This window comes from Shewanella submarina (assembly GCF_042646185.1).
Classification (GTDB): Bacteria; Pseudomonadota; Gammaproteobacteria; order Enterobacterales; family Shewanellaceae; genus Shewanella; species Shewanella corallii.
This window is the reverse complement of sequence record NZ_JBHRTD010000017.1, coordinates 659687-681306: the sequence shown is the minus strand read 5'-3', so window position 1 is coordinate 681306 and position 21620 is coordinate 659687. Positions and strand designations below refer to the sequence as shown.

The 21620-nt window shown below is 46.4% G+C and carries 22 protein-coding genes and 3 tRNA genes; 10 read left to right on the top strand and 15 right to left on the bottom strand.

What is annotated here, in order from left to right:
* The first annotated feature begins 4 nt into the window (after positions 1–4).
* The 4 genes from edd to ACFOE0_RS16975 all read left to right on the top strand — a co-directional run bounded on the left by edd (position 5) and on the right by ACFOE0_RS16975 (position 5707).
* Entirely contained in the window at positions 5–1831 is a 1827-nt protein-coding gene (gene edd / locus ACFOE0_RS16990; protein ID WP_248936349.1) for a phosphogluconate dehydratase, read from the top strand.
* A gap of 20 nt (positions 1832–1851) precedes the next feature.
* Positions 1852–2496 (top strand): bifunctional 4-hydroxy-2-oxoglutarate aldolase/2-dehydro-3-deoxy-phosphogluconate aldolase, encoded by a 645-nt coding sequence (locus ACFOE0_RS16985; protein WP_248936348.1) that lies wholly within the window; start codon positions 1852–1854, stop codon positions 2494–2496.
* Positions 2497–2784: 288 nt separating this feature from the next.
* Entirely contained in the window at positions 2785–4740 is a 1956-nt protein-coding gene (locus ACFOE0_RS16980; RefSeq protein ID WP_248936347.1) for a HAMP domain-containing methyl-accepting chemotaxis protein, read from the top strand.
* A 487-nt stretch (positions 4741–5227) separates the two neighbouring features.
* Positions 5228–5707 (top strand): cupin domain-containing protein, encoded by a 480-nt coding sequence (locus ACFOE0_RS16975; protein WP_248936346.1) that lies wholly within the window; start codon positions 5228–5230, stop codon positions 5705–5707.
* A 183-nt stretch (positions 5708–5890) separates the two neighbouring features.
* On the opposite strand, the gene gap is transcribed toward ACFOE0_RS16975, so the two are convergent.
* Entirely contained in the window at positions 5891–6904 is a 1014-nt protein-coding gene (gap, locus tag ACFOE0_RS16970; protein ID WP_115136962.1) for a type I glyceraldehyde-3-phosphate dehydrogenase, read from the bottom strand.
* A gap of 209 nt (positions 6905–7113) precedes the next feature.
* Positions 7114–7956, bottom strand: coding sequence for a DUF2989 domain-containing protein (locus tag ACFOE0_RS16965; protein ID WP_248936345.1), 843 nt, complete (start codon positions 7954–7956; stop codon positions 7114–7116).
* A gap of 199 nt (positions 7957–8155) precedes the next feature.
* Here ACFOE0_RS16965 and ACFOE0_RS16960 point away from each other — a divergent pair, with 199 nt between their 5' ends.
* From ACFOE0_RS16960 to ACFOE0_RS16945, 4 genes are all read left to right on the top strand, one after another.
* Positions 8156–9589, top strand: coding sequence for a glyceraldehyde-3-phosphate dehydrogenase (locus tag ACFOE0_RS16960; RefSeq protein WP_248936344.1), 1434 nt, complete (start codon positions 8156–8158; stop codon positions 9587–9589).
* Positions 9590–9960: 371 nt separating this feature from the next.
* Positions 9961–10036 (top strand) — tRNA-Gly (locus ACFOE0_RS16955).
* Position 10037: 1 nt separating this feature from the next.
* Positions 10038–10111 (top strand) — tRNA-Cys (locus ACFOE0_RS16950).
* Between the two features lie 42 nt (positions 10112–10153).
* Positions 10154–10240, top strand: a tRNA-Leu gene (locus ACFOE0_RS16945).
* A 109-nt stretch (positions 10241–10349) separates the two neighbouring features.
* Here ACFOE0_RS16945 and ACFOE0_RS16940 read toward each other — a convergent pair.
* The 4 genes from ACFOE0_RS16940 to ACFOE0_RS16925 form a co-directional block, all read right to left on the bottom strand.
* The gene (locus ACFOE0_RS16940; RefSeq protein ID WP_346347861.1) at positions 10350–10859 is read right to left on the bottom strand and encodes a tyrosine-type recombinase/integrase; all 510 of its coding nucleotides are present in this window, start codon (positions 10857–10859) and stop codon (positions 10350–10352) included.
* A gap of 117 nt (positions 10860–10976) precedes the next feature.
* Positions 10977–11363: a hypothetical protein gene (locus ACFOE0_RS16935; RefSeq protein ID WP_248936342.1), complete on the bottom strand. Its 387-nt coding sequence runs from the start codon at positions 11361–11363 to the stop codon at positions 10977–10979.
* Positions 11364–11447: 84 nt separating this feature from the next.
* Complete coding sequence (locus ACFOE0_RS16930; RefSeq protein WP_248936341.1) at positions 11448–11624, bottom strand: DUF4224 domain-containing protein; 177 nt, start codon at positions 11622–11624, stop codon at positions 11448–11450.
* A 185-nt stretch (positions 11625–11809) separates the two neighbouring features.
* Complete coding sequence (locus tag ACFOE0_RS16925; protein ID WP_283106457.1) at positions 11810–11944, bottom strand: hypothetical protein; 135 nt, start codon at positions 11942–11944, stop codon at positions 11810–11812.
* Between the two features lie 337 nt (positions 11945–12281).
* Between ACFOE0_RS16925 and ACFOE0_RS16920 the strand changes: the two genes are divergently transcribed.
* Positions 12282–13691 carry a hypothetical protein gene (locus ACFOE0_RS16920; RefSeq protein WP_248936340.1) on the top strand — a complete coding sequence of 470 codons (1410 nt, stop codon included), beginning with the start codon at positions 12282–12284 and terminating at the stop codon, positions 13689–13691.
* A 299-nt stretch (positions 13692–13990) separates the two neighbouring features.
* Here ACFOE0_RS16920 and ACFOE0_RS16915 read toward each other — a convergent pair whose 3' ends face one another.
* Positions 13991–14506: a hypothetical protein gene (locus tag ACFOE0_RS16915; RefSeq protein WP_248936339.1), complete on the bottom strand. Its 516-nt coding sequence runs from the start codon at positions 14504–14506 to the stop codon at positions 13991–13993.
* A gap of 272 nt (positions 14507–14778) precedes the next feature.
* Complete coding sequence (locus ACFOE0_RS16910; RefSeq protein WP_248936338.1) at positions 14779–15078, bottom strand: hypothetical protein; 300 nt, start codon at positions 15076–15078, stop codon at positions 14779–14781.
* Positions 15079–15449: 371 nt separating this feature from the next.
* Between ACFOE0_RS16910 and ACFOE0_RS16905 the strand changes: the two genes are divergently transcribed.
* On the top strand, positions 15450–16730 hold the full coding sequence (locus ACFOE0_RS16905) for an endonuclease (RefSeq protein WP_248936337.1): 1281 nt from the start codon (positions 15450–15452) through the stop codon (positions 16728–16730).
* A 629-nt stretch (positions 16731–17359) separates the two neighbouring features.
* On the opposite strand, the gene ACFOE0_RS16900 is transcribed toward ACFOE0_RS16905, so the two are convergent.
* The 7 genes from ACFOE0_RS16900 to ACFOE0_RS16870 all read right to left on the bottom strand — a co-directional run bounded on the left by ACFOE0_RS16900 (position 17360) and on the right by ACFOE0_RS16870 (position 21512).
* Positions 17360–17593: a hypothetical protein gene (locus tag ACFOE0_RS16900; protein WP_248936336.1), complete on the bottom strand. Its 234-nt coding sequence runs from the start codon at positions 17591–17593 to the stop codon at positions 17360–17362.
* A 124-nt stretch (positions 17594–17717) separates the two neighbouring features.
* Positions 17718–18086 (bottom strand): hypothetical protein, encoded by a 369-nt coding sequence (locus ACFOE0_RS16895; RefSeq protein ID WP_248936335.1) that lies wholly within the window; start codon positions 18084–18086, stop codon positions 17718–17720.
* Positions 18087–18207: 121 nt separating this feature from the next.
* The gene (locus ACFOE0_RS16890) at positions 18208–18483 is read right to left on the bottom strand and encodes a YceK/YidQ family lipoprotein (protein ID WP_248936334.1); all 276 of its coding nucleotides are present in this window, start codon (positions 18481–18483) and stop codon (positions 18208–18210) included.
* A gap of 164 nt (positions 18484–18647) precedes the next feature.
* On the bottom strand, positions 18648–19154 hold the full coding sequence (locus ACFOE0_RS16885; protein ID WP_248936333.1) for a hypothetical protein: 507 nt from the start codon (positions 19152–19154) through the stop codon (positions 18648–18650).
* A 133-nt stretch (positions 19155–19287) separates the two neighbouring features.
* Positions 19288–19905 (bottom strand): hypothetical protein, encoded by a 618-nt coding sequence (locus ACFOE0_RS16880; protein WP_248936332.1) that lies wholly within the window; start codon positions 19903–19905, stop codon positions 19288–19290.
* Positions 19906–20284: 379 nt separating this feature from the next.
* Complete coding sequence (locus ACFOE0_RS16875; RefSeq protein ID WP_248936331.1) at positions 20285–20602, bottom strand: hypothetical protein; 318 nt, start codon at positions 20600–20602, stop codon at positions 20285–20287.
* 304 nt (positions 20603–20906) lie between these two features.
* Positions 20907–21512: a hypothetical protein gene (locus ACFOE0_RS16870; RefSeq protein ID WP_248936330.1), complete on the bottom strand. Its 606-nt coding sequence runs from the start codon at positions 21510–21512 to the stop codon at positions 20907–20909.
* Positions 21513–21620: the final 108 nt, after the last annotated feature.

Here is a 21620-nt window from a genome sequence, read left to right as displayed (position 1 = left end):
CAAGATGCACTCAGTTGTTCAAGCTGTCACTGACAGGATCATCGCCCGCAGTAAGGCGAGCCGCGAAAAGTATCTTGCGGCACTCAATGAAGCCCGCGGTAATGGCGTTCATCGTTCCAGCCTGAGCTGTGGCAACCTGGCCCACGGATATGCTGCCTGCAATGCTGCTGATAAAGGCACACTGCGACAACTGACCAAGGCCAACATAGGTATTATTACTGCCTATAACGATATGTTGTCTGCGCACCAACCCTATGGTGACTATCCGGCAATGCTGAAAGCGGCCTGCAACGAAATTGGCAGTGTGGCTCAGGTAGCCGGTGGCGTTCCTGCCATGTGTGACGGTGTAACCCAGGGCCAACCCGGCATGGAGCTGAGTCTGCTCAGCCGCGAAGTGATTGCCATGGGTACCGCAGTCGGCCTGTCTCACAATATGTTTGATGGCGCACTGCTGCTGGGGATTTGCGACAAGATCGTTCCAGGTCTGCTTATCGGTGCATTGAGCTTCGGTCACCTGCCAATGTTGTTCGTCCCTGCAGGTCCAATGAAGTCAGGCATTCCCAATAAAGAGAAAGCCCGTATCCGTCAGCAATTTGCCCAGGGCAAGGTGGACCGCGAAGCGCTGTTGGAAGCCGAATCAAAGAGTTACCACAGTGCCGGTACCTGTACCTTCTATGGCACCGCCAACTCCAACCAGCTGATGCTGGAAGTGATGGGTCTGCAGTTGCCGGGTTCATCATTCGTTAATCCGGATGATCCATTGCGTGAAGCCCTGAACAAGATGGCTGCCAAGCAGGTTTGCCGTTTAACCGAAACCAGCGGCCAGTACTCGCCAATCGGTGAAATCGTCAATGAGAAGTCAGTGGTCAACGGCATTGTTGCCCTGCTGGCAACCGGTGGTTCAACCAACCTGACCATGCATATTGTTGCCGCAGCACGAGCAGCAGGGATTATCGTCAACTGGGATGATTTCTCCGAACTGTCTGATGCTGTGCCTCTGCTGGCCCGGGTTTACCCTAATGGCCACGCTGACATTAACCACTTCCACGCGGCCGGTGGTATGGCGTTCCTTATCCGTGAACTGCTGAACAACGGCTTGCTGCACGAAGATGTGAACACAGTCGCCGGTTTCGGCCTGATGCGTTACACCAAAGAGCCAAAACTGATGGACGGTGAGTTGACCTGGGTCGAGGGTCCGTCCGAAAGCCTGGACAAAGAGGTGCTGACCAATGTGTCTGAGGCATTCCAGGCTAATGGTGGTCTCAAGCTGCTGAAAGGTAACCTTGGCCGCGCGGTAATTAAAGTGTCAGCCGTGGCAGAGCAACACAGAGTAGTTGAAGCGCCAGCGATTGTTATCGACGACCAGAACAAGATGGATGCACTGTTTAAATCCGGTGCGCTGGATAAAGACTGTGTTGTTGTGGTTAAAGGTCAGGGCCCGAAAGCCAACGGTATGCCGGAGCTGCACAAGCTGACCCCTATGCTGGGTACCCAGCAGGATAAGGGCTTCAAAGTTGCATTGCTTACTGATGGCCGTATGTCTGGCGCATCGGGCAAGGTTCCAGCCGCTATTCACCTGACGCCGGAAGCGCTGGATGGTGGATTGATTGGCAAGATCCGTAACGGCGACATGGTGCGTGTTAATGCCCTGAGTGGCGAAATCAGTCTGCTGGTGGATGAAGCAGAACTTATGAATCGTGAGGCGGAAGCTATCGATCTGCGTCCGGTTCGCTATGGTATGGGCCGTGAGATGTTCGGTGCATTGCGCGCCAATCTCTCCAGTCCTGAAACCGGTGCACGCAGTACCGGTGCGATTGACGAATACTATTGATCATTAAGGAAAGAAACGAGATGCAAAATAATAACTGGTCTTTACAGCCTCAAGAGGTGTTCAGTTGCAGTCCTATCGTTCCTGTGATGGTCATCAAGGAGATTGAGCACGCGGTGCCTCTGGCGAAAGCCCTGGTAGCCGGCGGTATCAAGGTACTGGAAGTGACACTCAGAACCTCTTGCGCGCTTGAAGCTATTACACGTATCGCTCAGGAAGTGCCGGAAGCGATTGTGGGTGCCGGAACGATTCTTAACGTGGAACAACTGCAGCAGGCTGCTGAAGCGGGCGCACAGTTCGCTATTACGCCTGGTGCTACCCCTGCGCTGTTGAGCGCGGCGAAAGAGGGTAAGGTGCCTCTTATCCCTGGTGTTGCCAGTATTTCCGAAGTGATGGAAGGTATGGCTCAGGGATATACCCACTTTAAGTTCTTCCCGGCGGAAGCGTCTGGTGGTGTGAATGCCCTTAAAGCCTTTGGTGGTCCTTTGTCCGGTATTCGTTTCTGCCCAACCGGTGGCATCAGTCCTGGCAACTACAATGATTATCTGGCTTTGGATAATGTCGATTGTATTGGCGGCAGCTGGATAGCACCTGTAGACGCAATGGAAGCGGGTGATTGGGAGCGTATTACCAAGTTGTGTCAGGACGCGCTGGCAGGCATTAAGTAAACAACCTCCTCAGATTTTAAAAGCCGGCAGCGATGTCGGCTTTTTTATTATCAGTCTCCACCAATCAGCTCCAAACCTGCCAATCCCTGTCTATTTTTGAATGATTTCTCACATTCACCTTCAAAATTCAGAATATGTGCCAAACTGAATCAGAGTACTTTTTCCGTATTGCTCTGGTACTTAAGTGATGTTTGCCAGAATCTGGTTGGGTGCTCAAACCAAAATTATCGGGATATAAAGGCGTTTGCCTTGCTGAATTGAACAGGGTTCGGGACAGGAGAACACAACATGTTTTCTAAACTCAAGCTAGCGCAACAGCTGTCGGTATCTTTTGCTGCTGTGTTGGGTCTGCTGGTGGTGGTATCGGGAGTTGGCTACTTCGGCTTGTCCGAAGGCTATCAGAATTTTACTGACTACAGGGGGCTCGCTCGCAGCTCCAACTCTGCCAGTCAAATACAGACAGAATTGCTGCAGGCTCGACTGGGGGTTTTAAAGTATCTGAAGACACAAGACAGTGCTCAGATCGAGAAGGTTGATGCCTATACCAATGATATTGAGAAGCACATTAGCGATATGATTAAGGTCGAGCAGGACGGCACCCGTATTGCTGAGCTTAAAGAGTCTCTCAAGTTAGTTGATGAGTATCAGGCCACATTTAAAGAGGTGGTCGCGGACTTTGGCCGCAGGAATCAGGTTGTTGGAGAAAGATTGGATCCCAATGGCCTGAAAATGCGTCAGAATATGACGGAGATTATTAAGCTTTCCCGCGAGTCCAATGACCTTCAGTCTCTGTTTTATGCTTCTCAGGTGCAGGAAAAGCTGCTGCTGGGTCGTCTGTTCGCGGCCAAATTCCTTATCAGTAATTCTGATGCTGACTTAAGCCGGGCAAACTCTGAGTTGGATGCGGTTGCGGCACCATTTGAGAGGCTGAAGCCAACACTTTCTGCCGGTCGAGAAAGACAGTTGGGCAATGAGTTTGAAGCTGCCTATGAAAGCTATAAATCGGCACTTGCAGAGACAGCTGATATTATCGCTCACCGAAATGAATACATTACCAACGGTTTGGATGTAATTGGCCCCAAAGTCACAGTCAACCTCAATGACTTTAATGGCTCGATTAAGAGTGCACAGGACATTCTGGGACCTGAGGCGCAAAGCGACAGTGAAGGTGCGGTTAACTCGGTTATCGTCATCTCGATTATTGCGATATTGGCAGGCATCGCGTTGAGCTTCTTTGTCACCAAGGCGGTACGTAAACCCATAGGTGGCGAGCCTTCAGAGATTGAAGAGATTGCCCGCAGGATTGCGTCGGGTGACCTGACTCAAACCTTTAACCAAACTGGTGAGGTAACGGGTATCTATGCCGCCATGATTGAGATGAACTCTAATCTCAAGCAGATCGTTGGCCAGTTGGCAAACTCTTCAGCAACCCTGAACACCTCATCCCGCAGCCTGGTTACAGTGACGGATGATACGGTCAGAAACTCTGAATCGCAGGCCGATCAGCTTTCCCACACTGCATCAGCCATGCACGAGATGACTTCCACAGTGCAGGATATTGCAGAGAGCGCTCAAAGCGCATCAGATGCCGCCAGCGAGGCTGATACCTTTGCCAATGAAGGGCAGGCAGTGTTGGAAGATACCCGTCAAAGCATCACCAAGCTGGTATCAAACATTACCGATGTATCCAGTATTATCGAGAACCTTGAGCGGGAGACTGATAATGTAGGCAGCATTCTGGATACCATTCGCGGTATTGCAGAGCAAACCAACCTGCTGGCATTGAATGCGGCAATTGAAGCGGCAAGAGCCGGTGATCAGGGACGCGGTTTTGCTGTGGTAGCAGACGAAGTTCGCTCCCTGGCAAGTCGCACTCAGCAAAGCACAGAAGAGATCCAATCGCTTATCAGCCGATTGCAGTCTGAAGCCAAGCGCTCAGTAGAGTCCATGAGGGTGAATGTAGATGAAGCGACTCATACTACTGAGAAAGCCAATAAAACCTATGAAGCACTCAAGTCTATCAATCAGTCAGTCAGCAATATTCGCGATATGAACCATCAAATCGCAGTGGCGGCAGAAGAGCAAAGCTCTGTGGTAGATACTATTAACTCAAGTGTTGAAGAGGTGAACAGCCTGGCTAAAAATACCTCGGAAGGTGCAGGCTCTGTATCAAGGCAGGCCTCCGATCTGGCTAATATCTCAGATGACTTGAAGACCATAGTTGAGAAGTTCAAAGTGGGTTAACACCGTATAGCTCAAGCATGAAAGGACACCGATAAGGTGTCCTTTCTTTTTTGAGTCCAGCTGGATATTTGATTAGGTTAGATATTCGGTGCCAACCAAACAAGCAGTCACTGGCGAGCCAATTAAGCCATTTTGTCCTCGAGAAAGATTTAGTCATAGAACAGTGCGGCAAAAGCTTCAGCCGCTAGAAAAGGCAAGGAGGGCTGCGTTTGTTGATTCGCGTCTGTCAGGATGAAGTCTGTATTACAACTTATTGTCTTTGAGTCTGGCTATCTGCGTTCCCTTGCTGTGGGTGTTTTGTGCTCTTATCTTGAGTTTGGAAAATGGAGTTCTTTACTCTGTATCTTTTTTGCAATTGGCGTAGGGAGTTTGGTTGGAACCCAATCAAAGACCTCAGATAGCACCCTGGAAATGGGACTTGAGTATCTGCACGCTACTCAGGGGCACCTAACAAACAAAGAGATTCCGAAAACGTCAGGAGTAAATGATGAAACCCTTGATTAATTTGAACGAGTTGGGAGAAGGTGACGTCGTTGGTAATGGAAAATACGGTGAAACCAGTTACGCCGTCAGTGAGTTAATCGGTGCAAAGAAGCTGGGCTACAGTGTCTCCGTAGTACCACCGGATAAAAGAGTCTGTCCTTTCCATAACCACAGACATAACGAAGAGATGTTTCTGATCCTGGAAGGAGAGGGCACTCTGAGATTTGGCAAGGTAAGTTATCCGGTGAAACCACTGGACATTATTGCCTGCCCGCCTGGCGGTGAGGAAGTGGCCCATCAGTTGGTCAATACCGGAACAGACAATCTGATATACCTTTGCCTGAGCACCACCGAACCTATTGATGTGTGTGAATACCCTGATTCAGGCAAAGTGCTGAGTATGGTTGGAGAGCAGGGCAACCGCACCTTCAGGCACATTAGCCGCAAACAGGATCAAGTGGATTACTTTGACGGCGAAATGTAAGCATGACATCAGATACAGAAAAGCCTGCACCAAGTGCAGGCTTTGAGGCCGTTACGCTGTAACCAGCTAGGTAGGTTTTATAAAAGTAAATCCCTTGTAGCTTTTGTCTTCCAAAGATCTCTTCTCAAAACTCAGATACAAAAAAGCCTGCACCAAGTGCAGGCTTTTGAGTGAATCACCGAATTACTGGGCGTTCATCAGTGCAACAGTGTTGTCCAGCATACGGTTGCTGAAGCCCCACTCGTTGTCATACCAGGCCATTACTTTAACCAGACGACCGGAAACCTTGGTTTGGGTCGCATCGAAGTTAGAAGAGTAGGCATTGTGGTTGAAGTCGATAGAAACCAGAGGCTCTTTGTTCACCGCCAGCACTTCAGCCAGCTGTGGGTTGGCAGCGATAGCATCGTCAATCACCTGGTTCACTTCTTCAATAGAAGTGTCACGACCTGCGATAAATGACAGGTCAACCAAAGATACGTTCACAGTAGGAACACGTACAGCCATACCGTCGAACTTGCCTTGCAGTTCAGGAACCACCAGACCTACCGCGGCAGCAGCACCTGTCTTGGTTGGGATCATAGACATGGCAGCAGCACGGGCGCGGCGCAGATCGCTGTGATACACGTCAGACAAACGCTGGTCGTTGGTGTAAGCGTGAATAGTGGTCATCAAGCCTGATTCAATACCGATGGCATCGTTCAGAGGCTTGGCGAAAGGAGCCAGGCAGTTGGTAGTACAGGATGCATTGGAGATCACTGTCATGTCTTTGGTCAGCACTTCAGTGTTAACACCGTAAACTACAGTGGCATCAACATTCTTGCCTGGGGCTGAAATGATAACTTTCTTTGCGCCGGCATTCAGGTGAGGCTGAACAGCTTCTTTGGAAGTGAAGATACCGGTACATTCGTACACAACATCAACATTCAGGTCGGCCCAAGGCAGTTTAGCCGGGTCACGTTCCTGGAAGGTCAGGATCTTGTCGCCATTAACATAGATGGCTTCTTCGTCATGGTCTACTTTCGCATTAAAACGGCCATGAACAGAATCGTACTTGGTCAGGTGAGCATTGATTGATGCGTCACCCAAATCGTTAATGGCAACGATTTGGATAGGGTACTCTTTTTCACTCTCATACAGAGCACGCAGGACATTGCGGCCGATACGGCCATAACCATTGATTGCAACGCGGATAGTCATTTCATATCCCTCAGGTGATTATAAAATATATCTGGTAGTAAACTTACCAAAATAAGCGTGTTCGTCAAGCGAAACACAGCGTTACAGTGTAAATTCGTTACTGAATTAGGTGATTTTTTTACAATGCATGGAAAAGCACTGTGGTAGGGGCTGAGATGGGCGAGTCTTGCTGCCGTCTGACAGCTCCCATCGCCCAGCATAACTGAATGTCAGAAATTCTCCAGCCGGGAACGCAGTGAACTGGTGCCATATTCACCATCTTCGAGGACGTCAGCGAGGTCCTCAGCAATATTGTCCAATTCGTCAATGTTATCGGTCTCACCGTGCAGCATTCTCAGCATTTCATCTTCATTGACTTCATGATCTGCCAGAATCACATTGGCCCGGGTAAACAGGTAGGCTTCAGGGTAGGCGCGCTGGGCATTGGCGATGCGGGCCAGACCCAATAACCAGTTGGGGTCAACATTGGTATCATCGGCTCTTGCCATGGCGGTGAAGTACATCTCCCGCGATTTATCGAAGTTAAACTTTTCGTAGTAGGCGGCGACAGAGCCCAGCAGTTCCGGATCAGAGATCCTGTCATTGTCAGCCGCCTTGAGCACTTTGTCCCTGGCTTTGTCATCACTGAATCTGGCCCAGTGATAATAGGCGAGGAAAAGATCATCACTGTTTTTGGTTTGTTGCTGGAGTTCGGTGAGCGTTCTGGCGGAATCGGAAAATGCTTTTGCCCGTTCGTGAGTTCTTTGGGTGTTGATGACATGTTGTACACCCGAGGCAACTTCTATGCAGCGGTTGTAATCCTCAAGAGCCAGAATTTGTTGATAAAGTAGCTTACCCTCTGGCCCTTCTTTAAGTTTTGAGGCATACCTTGTATCAATAAGGGTACTTTTTTCCTGCCAACACCAGGCATCCTGATGCAGGTCATCACAAAGTTCAGGATTATTTTTACATAAATGAGTGCCATTTTTACCCCAATCACACCCGCTCAAAGCAAAGATGAGTAGAAATGGTGTAAATATTACAAGTTTCGACGGGTTTGTACGTCCTTTCATAGTTTTTCTCTAATTAAATTACACACTTATGAGAAATATCCTGCTGGCTTCCAGCCTGCGATTTCATTACAATACCTGCCGACCAACAAAGGCAGACCCCGCCTATAACAATGAGTATTGGTCAAAAGTTATTGTTACTCAAACCTTTCTACTCTGTACCCCTGTAGAAAAGTTAGGAAGTGAGATAAAGGATCTGTAAATGAGCGCTGATAAACACCTGCAAAGCTGGCAAGAACGTTTTGAAATGGCTGAAGCCATGCAACCTCTTCTTGGCAAGCTGTATCGCAACCAGGGCGTAGAAGTTCTGGTATACGGCAAGCCACTGCTGGCTGCTTCTACGATTGAAATTATCAAGGCTCACCGTCTGGTGCGCCGTCATGTAGGTGACAAACTGCGTTTACGCGAGAGCTTCCCGTTTGTTGAAGCCCTGAGCAAGTTACCTGTAAAACAGTGCCGTGTAGACATTGGTAAGCTGGCGGTAAACTACTGGCGCAACCATAACGACGCCTCTGAAATTGAAACCTATATGACTGCTGAACTGGCAACTGCCATTGAGCATGCCAAAGAGATGGAGCCTAAAGATGTGGTTCTGTACGGTTTCGGTCGCATCGGTCGTCTGTTGGCTCGTCTGATGATTGAGCGTACCGGCCGCAGCAATAACCTGCGTCTGCGTGCAATCGTTCTGCGAGGTGGTCGTAAGGGTGACCTGGAAAAGCGTGCCAGCCTGCTGCGTCGCGATTCTGTTCACGGTCCATTCAATGGCTCTGTTGAGGTGGATGAAGAGAATAACGCCATCATCGCCAACGGTACTTACATTCAGGTGATCTACGCCAACTCTCCGGACGAAGTGGATTACACCAAGTACGGCATTAATAATGCGCTGGTCGTAGACAACACAGGTATCTGGAAAGATGAAGCCGGTCTGGGTCTGCACCTGAAGAGCCCTGGCGCTTCAAAGGTACTGCTGACTGCACCTGCCAAGGGTGACATCAAGAACATCGTGTATGGGGTAAACCAGGACGATATTCTGGAATCTGACATCATTGTGTCTGCAGCATCCTGTACTACCAACGCCATTACTCCAGTACTGAAAGCAGTTAACGACAAGTACGGCATTGAAAATGGTCACGTGGAAACCATCCATTCCTACACCAATGACCAGAACCTGATCGATAACTATCACAAGGCTGACCGTCGTGGTCGCAGTGCGCCGCTGAACATGGTTATCACTGAAACCGGTGCTGCCAAAGCCGTTTCCAAGGCACTGCCTGTACTGAAAGGTAAACTGACCGGCAACGCAATCCGCGTTCCTACGCCTAACGTATCTATGGCGATTATCAGCGTTAACCTGAATGCCGAGACCAGCAAAGAAGATATGAATGAGTATCTGCGCCACATGTCTCTGCACTCTGAGCTGCAAAACCAGATTGACTTCACCGAGTCCACTGAAATCGTATCCAGCGATTTGGTTGGCTCGCGCTACGCGGGTGTTGTTGACTCTCAGGCGACCATCGCTGAAGGCAAGCGCGCCATTCTGTACGTATGGTACGACAACGAGTTTGGTTACTCCTGCCAGGTAGTAGGAGTTATGCAGAAGATGCTGGGCCTGGAGCCTCTGTCTCTGCCTGCATAAGCCTGTAGTAATCTGATCAAACGCCTCCACTTGTTGGGGGCGTTTTCTTTTTGAACAAATAATCTAAAGCTGCTTCTATTGGCAAATGCAGTTGCCAGACTAACCAAGACTAATATTTCGCGATAAGATGACATTTAATTCGACTGTTTTGCTCTCTTTATGCCCGCATTGCTGAATAATAAGGCAAACAGCACTGAATTCATTGATAAATCAGTTTTCCACGTTGACAGGACAGGTCAAATCAGTAGAATTCGTTTCGCAGTCAGGGAGAAGGCAACGCCTTAAAAGCTCTGATTGGCTCAGATAACACTGAGCGAGACATTAACTCTGCCGAAGAGTGAAGTCTTAAAAAAGTTCTTATAGGACACCATGCGACATTAGCTCAGTTGGTAGAGCGATACCTTGCCAAGGTATAGGTCATCGGTTCGAACCCGATATGTCGCTCCAAGGCGCGATGGCAGAATGGCTATGCTGCGGATTGCAAATCCGTCGATCTCGGTTCGACTCCGGGTCGCGCCTCCACTCTTTCCAGTTTGTGGCCGTAAGGCGGCAGACAACGAAAATGCCCGAGTGGTGGAATCGGTAGACACAAGGGATTTAAAATCCCTCGCTGGTAACAGCGTGACGGTTCAAGTCCGTCCTCGGGTACCATATCACAATCAACCAGTTACATACTTTTGTTGTAACTGGTTTTTTGTATCCGCCTAATACTCGCCTAATATTTTTCGCTATTTGGGGTAAAAAACGGCCTATCTAAATCCTATTTTTGTTTGTCCCCACCGACGACCGGAACCTCTTTTACCTTTCTATCGTACCTTGCTGTTTGACCAATATGTTTATGGCCGGAGATAGCCTGCTTATCTTGGAGTGAACCTTCCAAGTCGGACATCCCCTTTGCCTTTATATCATGAAAGGTGAAGTCCATAGGCAGAGAAGATATTTCCCTGGCTCGTTCCTTCGACGCACTCCAACGAGAGTTAAAGCCATCCCGCGACCATTTGCCGCCATCTAGCTTACAAAGAACGAATGTCGACACCACGCCTCCAGGGGCCAGCGTTTTAGAAAGGCCAATGACTGCCCGTAGCCTCGGCGTCCAGAGTTTGATTTGCTCCACGCCAGTTTCAGATTGGACAATGAAGATCCCTTTATCCTGTATCTGGCTGGTACGCATTGAAAGAATGTCCTGCTGCCTGGCGCAGCATAGATACGCCAGCTCCATGGCAACTTTAACGATGTCGTCTGCTGCATCGTACACTGTTTGATACTCTATGTCGGTGATGTAGCGCTTCCTGGGTTTCTCTTTGAACTTCCGAACTCCGCGGCATGGATTACCTTTCGTCTTTCCTCGTTCGTAACCATACCGGTAGCAGCGACTGAAGAATGCGTGTTATCTGTTGGCTTGAATAGGGGACTTGGTACCGCGTTTGTCCATGTATAAGCGAACGTGTTGTGGCTTGACCTTATCGACATGCATCTTGCCAAAGACCTGGAGGATTGGCTTGCTGTACTTCACATAGTCTTTGCGAGTTTCAGGAGCGAGTGCCGCAAAGTCTTTAGATTCCATAAAGCTTTTCACCAAATGAGCGACAGTCTCACGGTCAATGAGTGCGTCGCTGACTTCCTCATACCTTCGCCATACTTCTGATAACGGAGCATCTACGGGGCACAAGCGAATTGAGCTGCCAGCTTTGGGGTTCCATTCAAATGAAGCTCTCCCTCTATAAACCCGTGGGGGCAGTTGGGCATCCATTGGATTATTACGCTTCCGTCCCATAGGTTAACTCCTATCTAACGCTCCGAAGTCTGGGCCATCGTCATTAGCAGATGCTCTCATTAAATGAGCATTGTTGTATTGATATCAGGTTAATTTGGGTTTGCCATTGGCATCGACGATATGCGGAATGCCATTGCGGGCCAGTATCTCTATCTGCCTGGCAGACTGCTTGGCGCCAGTGATGCGCACGATATCTTCCTGGCTCATCAGCGTTGTCATTGTCGTCGAGTCTATCAGCGGATGGTTTTCAATTGGCAGCATAGAGAGTTCCTCTTAGCGAAGGAGTGATCAAGGGATGCCCAAAACATCAAAATCAACGGATGCTGTATGCATATACAGTAGTCGGGGTTGTGTTGAGAATGCAGAGACGAAAGGGCGCCCAGGTAACAGTCGTTGAGTTTCTTTGTGATGAGTGCAAGTGTGGCTAAATGAGAGGGGTAGATAGATCACCGGTGAGCCACACCAACCCCAAGCAGTGGCTGCATGAGTGCAGCAACAGTGACTGTGATAAGCAAGGCCATTTCACCATCGCTTACCCATTTATCGAGTATGGTGGTGAGAAATTCATGCTCGGGAGACACGTGCGGTTTCAGTTAGAGAAGCCGTATCACAATCATAGCTATATGGGAGATGTAAAACACAAATGAGAAGCCGTGACTCTAGAGAGGGATATAACTCGGCTACCTGTAAGAGAATGCTTAATACATAGGTAGGTGGTGTTACGGCCAATGAATTAGATTGTAATTACTATCTTTCTTCTACTTTTTGTTGGCTTTATTTACAAGTTGTTGAGTATATTCGTTTTAGGTTGAATTGACTTAATTACTAGTCAGTTGTTGCGGATTGAATATATCATTGTTTTATTATTGTATGAGAAGGCCACTTTTGGCAGATAGATTTGCTAGAGGAATACAGTTTATGAAATTGATATATGGTCTAGTGATGTTCTTAATTGCGGGGTTATGTTCCGCCACACCGATGAAACGTGATGATATAAACCGAAGTATGGAAAGTGAGTTATGTTCGCCTGAAAATGTGATAACTCTTAACGCCGAATATCAAGTACCAAAACTCGAACATTATGAGACAGAACCTGATGAGTTCTATGAACAGTGCTTCAAACTTACCGGATATACATATGAAGTCGCATTGTTGGTATATAGACCATTAGTTGTTATAGATGACTTTATTGAAATCAGCAGTTATGACCCTGCTGGTGAACGAGATGTAGAGTTTCTAGATGTCGAAGATAAAATGCAGAATATTTTCAATGTGAGTGACAAGTTTAGTGGAGAGGTTGGTGAGGATATGTATATTATTGTCACCGCTATGCCTTCGGACAGTGAGCAAAGAGACGTACTTGTTGGCTACGAGCTTCATCAAAACGGAAACTTTATGCTTTCTGTTTCGATGGCTATTTATGACTATGATAGTGCCGGGCCTAACGGGCAATCAACTAAGATGGGGAAAAAAAACCTTAAAGCACTAAAACAAACTTTACTTCCCCCCCCGCAATCATCAATTGAGTTAAAAAACTTGGGGAACTGCCCAAGTAACGCATTGCCACCGAGAGATATTAATTTCATTATACCTCTTAACCAAGCTCTAGGTGATGTCGAGTTGCAGACTACAAGTTATCAGACTGAAGACCCAGGGCAATGGAGGGCGTTTGCATCATGGTTCGTTGATTTTGGCGATAAACATGACAAATATTCTCCTTTTTCTGGTGTGGCCTTAGCGGCATTATCATCATCCTCTAGGTACTTATACAATCCTGAGCATTTCTCATTTATGCTTGGTGCTTCCTCGGCCATTTTAGGTACAGGACCTTTTGACGCATTTTCAGATATCATTAAAGCAGAAGTTGATTATGACGTATTTAAGATGGGACGTAACTATACCAGAGATATCTATTTAAAAGATAGAGAAAGGAGACACGTCAAGGACTCTTGTTATCGAGATCCAATGGAAGGCACTTGCAAAAGAGACTACTTAGAGTTCTCAGGGTATTTTGAGTCTAGTAGCGCCCGTGCTACCAAAGGGCCTATTGACTTTGGTGATGGTGTTGATTTACTAGTTACTGTAATGACAGATGGAATAATAGACTTCAACATGAAGGGAGCGAATAGCCGTGATCGGATTTTGGATGCTGTTGGTATAACCCCGATATTTGACCAATTTGAAATAATTAATTATGACACTACTCAACAAGGATTGTTGACGTTAGGCGTAAATGCAAGACGTTCATTGTCAGATTATGGCTTTCATATTGGCTACTTTATCGACGTTGAATGCTTTCCGCATGAACCTGAGCCTGACGAAAACTAGAGTTGGTTAATGTCATTTTTTGTTAGAGGCCCACTAACGCTTCTTAAAATATGATAGTCGTTAAGTCAAGTTAGTATATTTGCTATGTAGCTTGCTTCTTTCATATAGGAGTTTAGGGCCTCGGATAATTGTGAAGATATAAAGAACGATGAAGATTTCACCAAGGAATAGATAAGGTTTAAAAGGCCCTGCTCAAGAAATGAGGACCCGGCTAGTACGTCACCAAAACAACCAAAGTATGGCTCAGCATCGGGAAAGTGAAAAAATTTGTGCTAGAGACTTTGTCTGTCTATCAACAATCAGCTTTTAGACAAATAATCTCGCGTGACTTGTTTGTCAAAATGCTCCACCGTCAAAACAATAGCCCCGTTTTTAGAGGTGAGTGTACCAGACAGAACATCATTGTATGACTCAATGACCGTTTTACTCAAAAAGAGACCATATCGTGTTTCTAGCAAAGAAAGTTGCGCAAAGTTTCTACCTGATAGCGCACCGCTATCAAACTTTTCCAATATGATAAAAGCATCAGAGTTCAAATCTAGCTTTGCGGTATACCTATTAATCCCCAATCCGAATGCAAACGTTTGATAGAACGTAAACACTAATGCTGCGAAAAGAGACACGTAGAGTTTTCCCTTTGGAAAAAAGACGCTAAAACCGTAGAGTGTAAGCAGCAAGTGGCAAAGGCCTGTTATCAATTCAGCCTCAAGTGCGTAGTCCGAAAAATACCAAGCAGAGTAAAGATTAAAGTAGCCCATTAAAAATATTGATAAAGGCCAATGAATAAGGAAGAGTGCAGCGCTTAGTTTTCTCATATTTGCCTATCAAGTTAAGAAGCTGCCTTGATGGTTTCTCATCGGCGGCTTGGTGTCAAGCTATCAAGGTTGTTAGACTGGGTAACTGTCAGATCAGGTCTGAAACACTACAATTAAACTGATAGTAGGAAAAGGATGGTATTCATCGCGTCTTGTCGTTTTTAATCCTCTCCACTGCATTCTTGTAAGCCTTATCAATCTGCGCCTTTTCTCCCTCTGACAGCTCTTCCATGTCATCAGCAGCAATAATGGTTTGTCAGGGCTTATTCACATCACAACCATCTGCCACAAGCCGTGTTCTCAATAATGTGCTGGTAAATCTGGCTATCTATTACGCCATCGGCATGAAGATCATCCAGGATGGACTCTAGATCTTCAAGTTCATCAGCGCAGCCGCAGTGCTCGCTCAACGCTTCCTGAGCGACAATCAATACATGGTTGAGTTGTGCTGTGCTCAACCTTGAATGGGCGTCTTTTAGGATTGCTGCCACATCTTTCTTTAGCGACAGTACATTTAAGCCCTTGGTGATCTCAGGCATTATCGTCTTAATCAACTCAATATGATTTTCCATCATCTGACCTTGTAGCTAATCCATATCTAACGTTCGAATCTGGCACCCCCAGAGAAGAAGGTACCCAGCCATAAGTTACAAGTACAGTATATTAACAGGTACAAGCAGTGATGTTGGAATAGGCGGGGGCTGATTGTTAAATGTTGTCAGGCCGTCGAGGGCTGCCGAATCTAGAATGCGATAATTCTCGGCTACAGTTCCAACGCTTGTGTTAATTGAAAATACATTGAGTAGCTACATTTATATAGCCTGAAGCGCTGACGAATAATTGATTAATGTCGGTCCTTAGTTTTGTTTTGTTGGTTGTGACTTAAAAGGTTAATCAAAATATGCTCATTTAAGCGGGTCTTTCACTACTTTAGGGAATAAAGATGAAAAACTTGCTATTGGCGGGGGCATTGCTGCCGTTCGCAGTCTCCTCACAGGTACTGATTACCGAAGTATTTTATGACACACCAGGAAATGATTCTGTCGAAGAATGGATAGAGTTAACTAACGTCGGCTGCACAGAGCAATCATTGGCTGGATGGTCGATTCGTGATAACTCGGCTACTTACTATCTCAACGGCACTCTGGCGCCAAATCAAAGTTACGTAATAGCCAGATCAGCCTCCGGCTTTGAATCTCTGTATGCCGCTCAGCCTGATGCCAGCGGTCTGACGCTGGCTCTGGGTAACAGTGGCGATTATGTCCAGTTGCGTGATACCAACTCTACGGTTGATATGGTTGCCTGGGAAAATAAGGTCTCCGGCTGGAATATCGCGGCAAAGTACAAAACCATTTACCGAAACAGCCCTACAGACAATGACTCTGTTGACGACTGGGCAGTTCACAGTGGTTATGGTGTACCCGGTGACTACGACTATCCTGACACTTCATGTGGCGACAACGGTGGTGGTGATGGCGGCGGTACCAACCCGGGTGGCGAAGTGGGCGGCCCCGATGGCTACTATGATGATGCCAGTGGGTTAACCGGACAGGCATTGAAAGCCAAACTTGGCGAGATTGCAGCCCGTGGTCATACGCAGCTTACCTATTCTCAGGTGTGGGATGCGCTGAGCTACAGTGACGAAGACCCAAATAACCCCAACAACGTGATTCTGTTTTATACCGGCCGCAGCCAGGACAAAGGCTATCGTTCCGGAGTTTATAACGACGGCGATGCCTGGAACCGCGAACACTCCTGGCCCAAGTCTCTGGGTTTCCCATCCAAGAGTCAGTGGGGTTACGCAGATGTGCACCATCTGAGGCCCACAGATGCGTCGATGAACTCCACCAGAGGTAACAAGGACTATGACAACGGTGGAAGTCCTGTCTCTGAGTCTCCGGATAACAAGACTGACAGCAACAGCTTCGAGCCTCGCGATGCGGTGAAAGGGGATGCTGCCAGAATGATGTTCTATATGGCCGTCCGTTACGAAGGTAACGATGCCAATATGCCGGATCTCTACCTGGTCAATGACACCTCCAGTAATACCGGAACACCAAAACTCGGTGTCCTGTGTACGCTGCTGGCATGGAATAGCCAGGACCCGGTGGATGACTGGGAGCGCAGGCGTCACGAACGCAACGCTGAGTGGCAGGGTAACCGTAATCCGTTTATCGACAATGCCCAGTGGGTAGATGAGATATACGCGGCTTCCTGTAACTAAATACAAAAGGTAACAAGGCCGGGCATGTTAAAGCGTGCCCGGCCTTTTGTTGTTAGATGATTAATGCACTGAATGGCATCTGGTGCGCCGATTAGTGGGGGCCAGGCTCCGATTATCTGTTTCTATTTGGAGCACCGGAGTTTGATAAAAGAATTAGACTAGTACAGCTGACAGTGGTGTGGGGGATAGTTTGTATCTGGGCCACTAGGAGCACGGCAGGAGGATAGGCGCTACGCGGCCTACCTTATTTGTTATAAGGCTTATAACGAATACTTAGTGCCAATTACAATAGCAATTAGATAACAGGCAAACCCAAAGGCTCTTATGGCTCTTTCATTAAATATTGGAGTCGCGGCTTCTTTTTCTGTTTTGAATACCAGCTTTGTAGGTGGGATATATTTATACAAAAAGGACTGATATTTAACGAATACGAACACAAGATGCCGCGGAATAAATATCATCCATGTACCACATGCAACAAGAGCTACGATGTTCCATATTATCTCTTCCATCAAAAAGCCTTATAACGCACCCAGCAGGGGGACGAAAAAGTGTCGTAAAACGTTGTTTTTTGTTCTCTTTGACTGGAATTGTTAAGAGTTTTGCTTGAATTCACTATTGCTTGTTTCCTAGCCAAATTTCTCAATAAACCTATTGCAGACTCTCTTTCGCCACTGTACTTCGTACTCAGGGCTCATGCCTTCAGCGATAAGGATTTCACATGCAAAGCTATCAACTTCTAAATAATCCTGCTCTTTAATTCTTTCAGAGTCGCCAAGGGGAATACAAAAGCCCAATTCAACGCAGAGGTCTTTTAGTAAGTATTCCACAGCATGATACATTGTGAGCTTAGTTTTATCCATGTGAACTCTTAATATTTGTATAGTATGCATGCTCATTGTTCACCTGATACTGATGACATCCGCGCTTGATTTTTCACCAAGTATTGCTCGGGATGGAAGATGTTGTCCAGTCTGGTTTGCTTTGTTAAGCATTACTGCTCCAGATTGTTTTTGCCATTTTTTTGTATTTTTCTTTATCTTCTTCGTCTAGATTTTCTGGGTTACAAAAGAACAATTCTGGTAGCTCATGTTTCTTTAAAACCCTATTATGTGATTCATAGCAATCGTGATTTAGATTGGACTTTGTTTCACGTTTACATGGGCCAAAAGGCGCAGCACATCCACCATGTAGAAATGTAACACGATTGGGACTTGAAACAGCATCAGCAAATGAATCATATATCTTTCTCGACAGGTCCGCTTCACCACCAGGAGGTGTCCAGCAAAAACAATAATGTCTAGGACACTCCTCTAACGATGGTTTTTCATCAATATTCCAATTCTTAAATTCCATAGATGCCTACCGCTTCAATATGGGGCCGATATGACGGCTATACAGCGCGAAGCGCCAGCTGCAGAGTAGTGGTTCCAGTGAACTTGTGAGCGACATGACTGACTAGTTAGGTACAGGTTGTTCATTCTTGCCGCTCGACATAGTTTTCCCGTTGTACTTCTTCATCACTTTTAGACACTTTATAAAGAGTAACAGGTATCGTTGCTGGCAATAAGATGGTATCTAGTACAAAAGAAAACGGGGCATCAATACATACACCATGACCGCAGCCCAAATCAATGTGCTTAGCTGTACCGGAATAAACTTTATTTTCAATTTTATCGTCGGTAACGGTATCAATCGTGGTACAACCGAACGTTGAAATTAGTAATGCCGATAATATTGCACAATTCTTCAAATTTACCTCCTTGGATATAACATTGATATAGTGCTACCTCACAAGGTAACCTAACTTTGCAAACTTGGTCTAGTGCGGGGACGGGGGAGAGTGTATGTTTGTATCGGGTGTGGCGAGGGGTAAGGCCTGAGAGTAGGGGATTGACAGTCCGTTGCTGCGCCTTGTTAAGTGCACTTGATCACCTCTATAGGAACGTTACATTGTTCGAGGTAACCTATAAGTTCAGTTGTTTCTGTATAGTCAGGGCAATAACCCATATTAACTGACTCGATAGTACCCGAAGGATTAATTTCTACATCTAAATACGAAGCCACCAGCTTTTCATTTTGAGATTCGCTCCATGTAAAATGGAATTTGGTATCATGCGACTTTAGAAAGAATCGATCAGGCTTTTGATATTTGCTGGTAGTGGAACTTAATGAAATATCATTTTTTGTTAAGCTGATTACCGCTTTACGTATTGTCCATGAAAATGGCCATTGCCTAGTAGTTTGCACGACCAAATGACAGCTACCTACAATTGGACTGTCAACCATAGAAGACACAATTCCATCGTATTCCATGTTCTTTAAACTTGTCGATGCTGCTTGGCTAAACCACATAAGAATTATGAGCATTGGAATCCATTTACGATCCATGATGATACTACCTGCTTCCTGTGCTTCTAACATTTATACATTGCTAGCTTCCAAGGTACCCAACCTTGGGAGTTTGGTCTAGTGAGGGTGGTGTGTGGTGCTTGTATGGTCTGTGGCTAGGGCTGAGTTGGAGTGTTGGGAATTGACAGTGTGTTGCTGCGCCTTGTTAGATGCTGCCATGCACAGACATGATATGTGGTTTTCCATAGTTTTCAAATATTAAACCTTTGCTTATAAATGTACACTTAGCAACCTGTTGAAGTCCTGAACCCAGATAGCCCAAATAGACTTTTTCCTTACTGATTGATGCTTTCTCAAGGTAGCTAAGAGCTAGCATGTGGTTTTCTTTACTCATAGGCCTTTTATACTTAGCCCACTTTACCTTGTCATATTCTCCGGAGACAAAAATCTTCTCGCATTCCATATCCATCCATTTTCGTTCTTCTGAAACAGATGCTGTAAACTCAAATTTATGCCCATCACCTTCATAGTAAGTGATATGAACCGGAAAATTGTCGCCACCAGCGTAAACCGACGCAGCTAGCAATAAGGCTATGAATACTAAAATTTTTCTCATAAGCACATAACAATTATATATTGAGACCTTCAAATGTACCCAACCTTGCAAGTTCGGTCTAGTTTGCGTGGAGTGGGGAGAGTCGAGGTTGGTTTTAGCTGGGAGATAACCCCCGGCTCTGCGGCGAGCGTTAGTGCGTTCATTCCACAGGGCGATGCTGACTTGCTTACTATGTGTTTTGCTGCTTGATGTAATTAGTGATTTCATTCAGAACCCCTTGCCCCATTGTTCTAGAAACTAACTCATCTAGCTCACCAGATAGAAACTCATCCCACGAGACGCTTGTGGATGAGGACGAGTGCGCGAACCTCCCGGAAGTGCACCACACTTTCTTGGCTGATGAGATATAGACTTCGTAGAACTCTCCATCGGGAATGTCATTAATCCACTCTTGGAGCTTCTTTGGAGGTTGATACTTTTCCTTTAAGGTCACGAAACGTCCTCAGTACTCATAACTTATACATAGCGCTAGCCCACAAGGTACTCAACCTCGGGAGCTTGGTCTAGTGCGGTGGCAGGGGCGGTATTGGGGATAGTGGAGTGATTGTTCGGTTATTATGTGCAACAGTATTTGATAGACAAGCGCCTAACTTATTGAGCCTATAAACTGGGTGTTTTGCTCGTTTGCTACACCCCACTGTAAAGACGGGCAAACAGATTTAGCGTACTCCATCGCTTCGTCTATAGTCTCATAAACCCCGCCTTGTGCTCGGTATTCGTTCGGATACTTTCCAAAATGTAATCTAAAGAACACACCAAATGCATCATTTGCAATTTCTAGAGGGTCTTCATAGTCTCCACTTCCTGGCCTAAAGTTACTCTTGATTATATGAACTTCTTCAGCAACTTCACCGCCATAGATCCAGCTTCCGCTTAAAACTACTATTTCATTGATCGAATACACGAATTACTCCTGGCACTATAGTGCGCATGCCCTTTGAGCGCCTGGTACCGACGCGACGATATGTGCGCTCAATTTATGAACAAGTATTGCTCAGGGTGGGCAATGCTGTCCAGGCTGGTATGGTTGCAAGGTGTGGGGGGAGAGTGGTGAGTTTATATCGGGTGTCGCGATGGGCGCTGCTGTACGGCTGGGGTGTTGGCGGTAGCGGGGTGTGTGAGTTTTGGACAGGAGTTAGTTTGGATAACGCCGCCAGCAGGGGCAGTCGAAGCGCGTGGCAGTTTGGCTGGCCATCTGACAGGTCCTGTTACGTGCTGATCTTGCACAGGGCTTTAATTATTTTTTCATGTTCCTTACCGACTAAACCAACATCTTGATGAAATCGAAATCCAGATTTCTTTACTTTGGCAGCCTCAAGCGCCTTTTGTGCCTCAGTGCCATCGTTATTGATCAATGCTTTAGAGGCATGCCACTTGTAATGGTCAAGAGGAAACGTGAGCCTGTCAACATGCTCATTAAGTACATCAAGAGCATTGGCGTATTCGTTTTCGATTTTTTTTGTTGCCACTAAATATGGATAATCTAGGTGCACCCCAGTTTGGTAGTTTGGGAATTTTTTTTCCTTCCCAAGTACTTCTTTGAAAGCAGAAATACACCCATCTATATCGTTTAGCGTTCGAAGCGCTTCCGCTTTTGCCAATAACGCACGAACGTCTTCAAATTGGTCTTTTCTGGACTCGAAGTATTCATTGACCAAGCGAAGCGATACTTCTGGATGGCTATCAGCCAAAGTGAGAGCCTGGATTACCAAATACTGATCTCGCTGAGTTCTTGCTCGCTTCAACTTCGAATAGAAATGCTCTTCGATAGAGGCGTTCCAATTTTTGTTCCTGTACCAATCATCAGATGACACGATAAATCCTCAGCTTGTAACGTTAGAATAATGAACATTTACTAGCTCTGATTGAAACACTTAAATCACAGCGTTTCTATGAAAAATTGCGCCACGAGTATATGTCCG

Bases quoted from the DNA above. Each gene is read 5' to 3' on its own strand.
- edd (WP_248936349.1), top strand. From the start codon at position 5: ATGCACTCAGTTGTTCAAGCTGTCACTGACAGGATCATCGCCCGCAGT.
- ACFOE0_RS16985 (WP_248936348.1), top strand. From the start codon at position 1,852: ATGCAAAATAATAACTGGTCTTTACAGCCTCAAGAGGTGTTCAGTTGC.
- ACFOE0_RS16980 (WP_248936347.1), top strand. From the start codon at position 2,785: ATGTTTTCTAAACTCAAGCTAGCGCAACAGCTGTCGGTATCTTTTGCT.
- ACFOE0_RS16975 (WP_248936346.1), top strand. From the start codon at position 5,228: ATGAAACCCTTGATTAATTTGAACGAGTTGGGAGAAGGTGACGTCGTT.
- gap (WP_115136962.1), bottom strand. From the start codon at position 6,904: ATGACTATCCGCGTTGCAATCAATGGTTATGGCCGTATCGGCCGCAAT.
- ACFOE0_RS16965 (WP_248936345.1), bottom strand. From the start codon at position 7,956: ATGAAAGGACGTACAAACCCGTCGAAACTTGTAATATTTACACCATTT.
- ACFOE0_RS16960 (WP_248936344.1), top strand. From the start codon at position 8,156: ATGAGCGCTGATAAACACCTGCAAAGCTGGCAAGAACGTTTTGAAATG.
- ACFOE0_RS16935 (WP_248936342.1), bottom strand. From the start codon at position 11,363: ATGGGACGGAAGCGTAATAATCCAATGGATGCCCAACTGCCCCCACGG.
- ACFOE0_RS16930 (WP_248936341.1), bottom strand. From the start codon at position 11,624: ATGCTGCCAATTGAAAACCATCCGCTGATAGACTCGACGACAATGACA.
- ACFOE0_RS16920 (WP_248936340.1), top strand. From the start codon at position 12,282: ATGAAATTGATATATGGTCTAGTGATGTTCTTAATTGCGGGGTTATGT.
- ACFOE0_RS16915 (WP_248936339.1), bottom strand. From the start codon at position 14,506: ATGAGAAAACTAAGCGCTGCACTCTTCCTTATTCATTGGCCTTTATCA.
- ACFOE0_RS16910 (WP_248936338.1), bottom strand. From the start codon at position 15,078: ATGGAAAATCATATTGAGTTGATTAAGACGATAATGCCTGAGATCACC.
- ACFOE0_RS16905 (WP_248936337.1), top strand. From the start codon at position 15,450: ATGAAAAACTTGCTATTGGCGGGGGCATTGCTGCCGTTCGCAGTCTCC.
- ACFOE0_RS16900 (WP_248936336.1), bottom strand. From the start codon at position 17,593: ATGGATAAAACTAAGCTCACAATGTATCATGCTGTGGAATACTTACTA.
- ACFOE0_RS16895 (WP_248936335.1), bottom strand. From the start codon at position 18,086: ATGGAATTTAAGAATTGGAATATTGATGAAAAACCATCGTTAGAGGAG.
- ACFOE0_RS16885 (WP_248936333.1), bottom strand. From the start codon at position 19,154: ATGTTAGAAGCACAGGAAGCAGGTAGTATCATCATGGATCGTAAATGG.
- ACFOE0_RS16880 (WP_248936332.1), bottom strand. From the start codon at position 19,905: ATGAAATCACTAATTACATCAAGCAGCAAAACACATAGTAAGCAAGTC.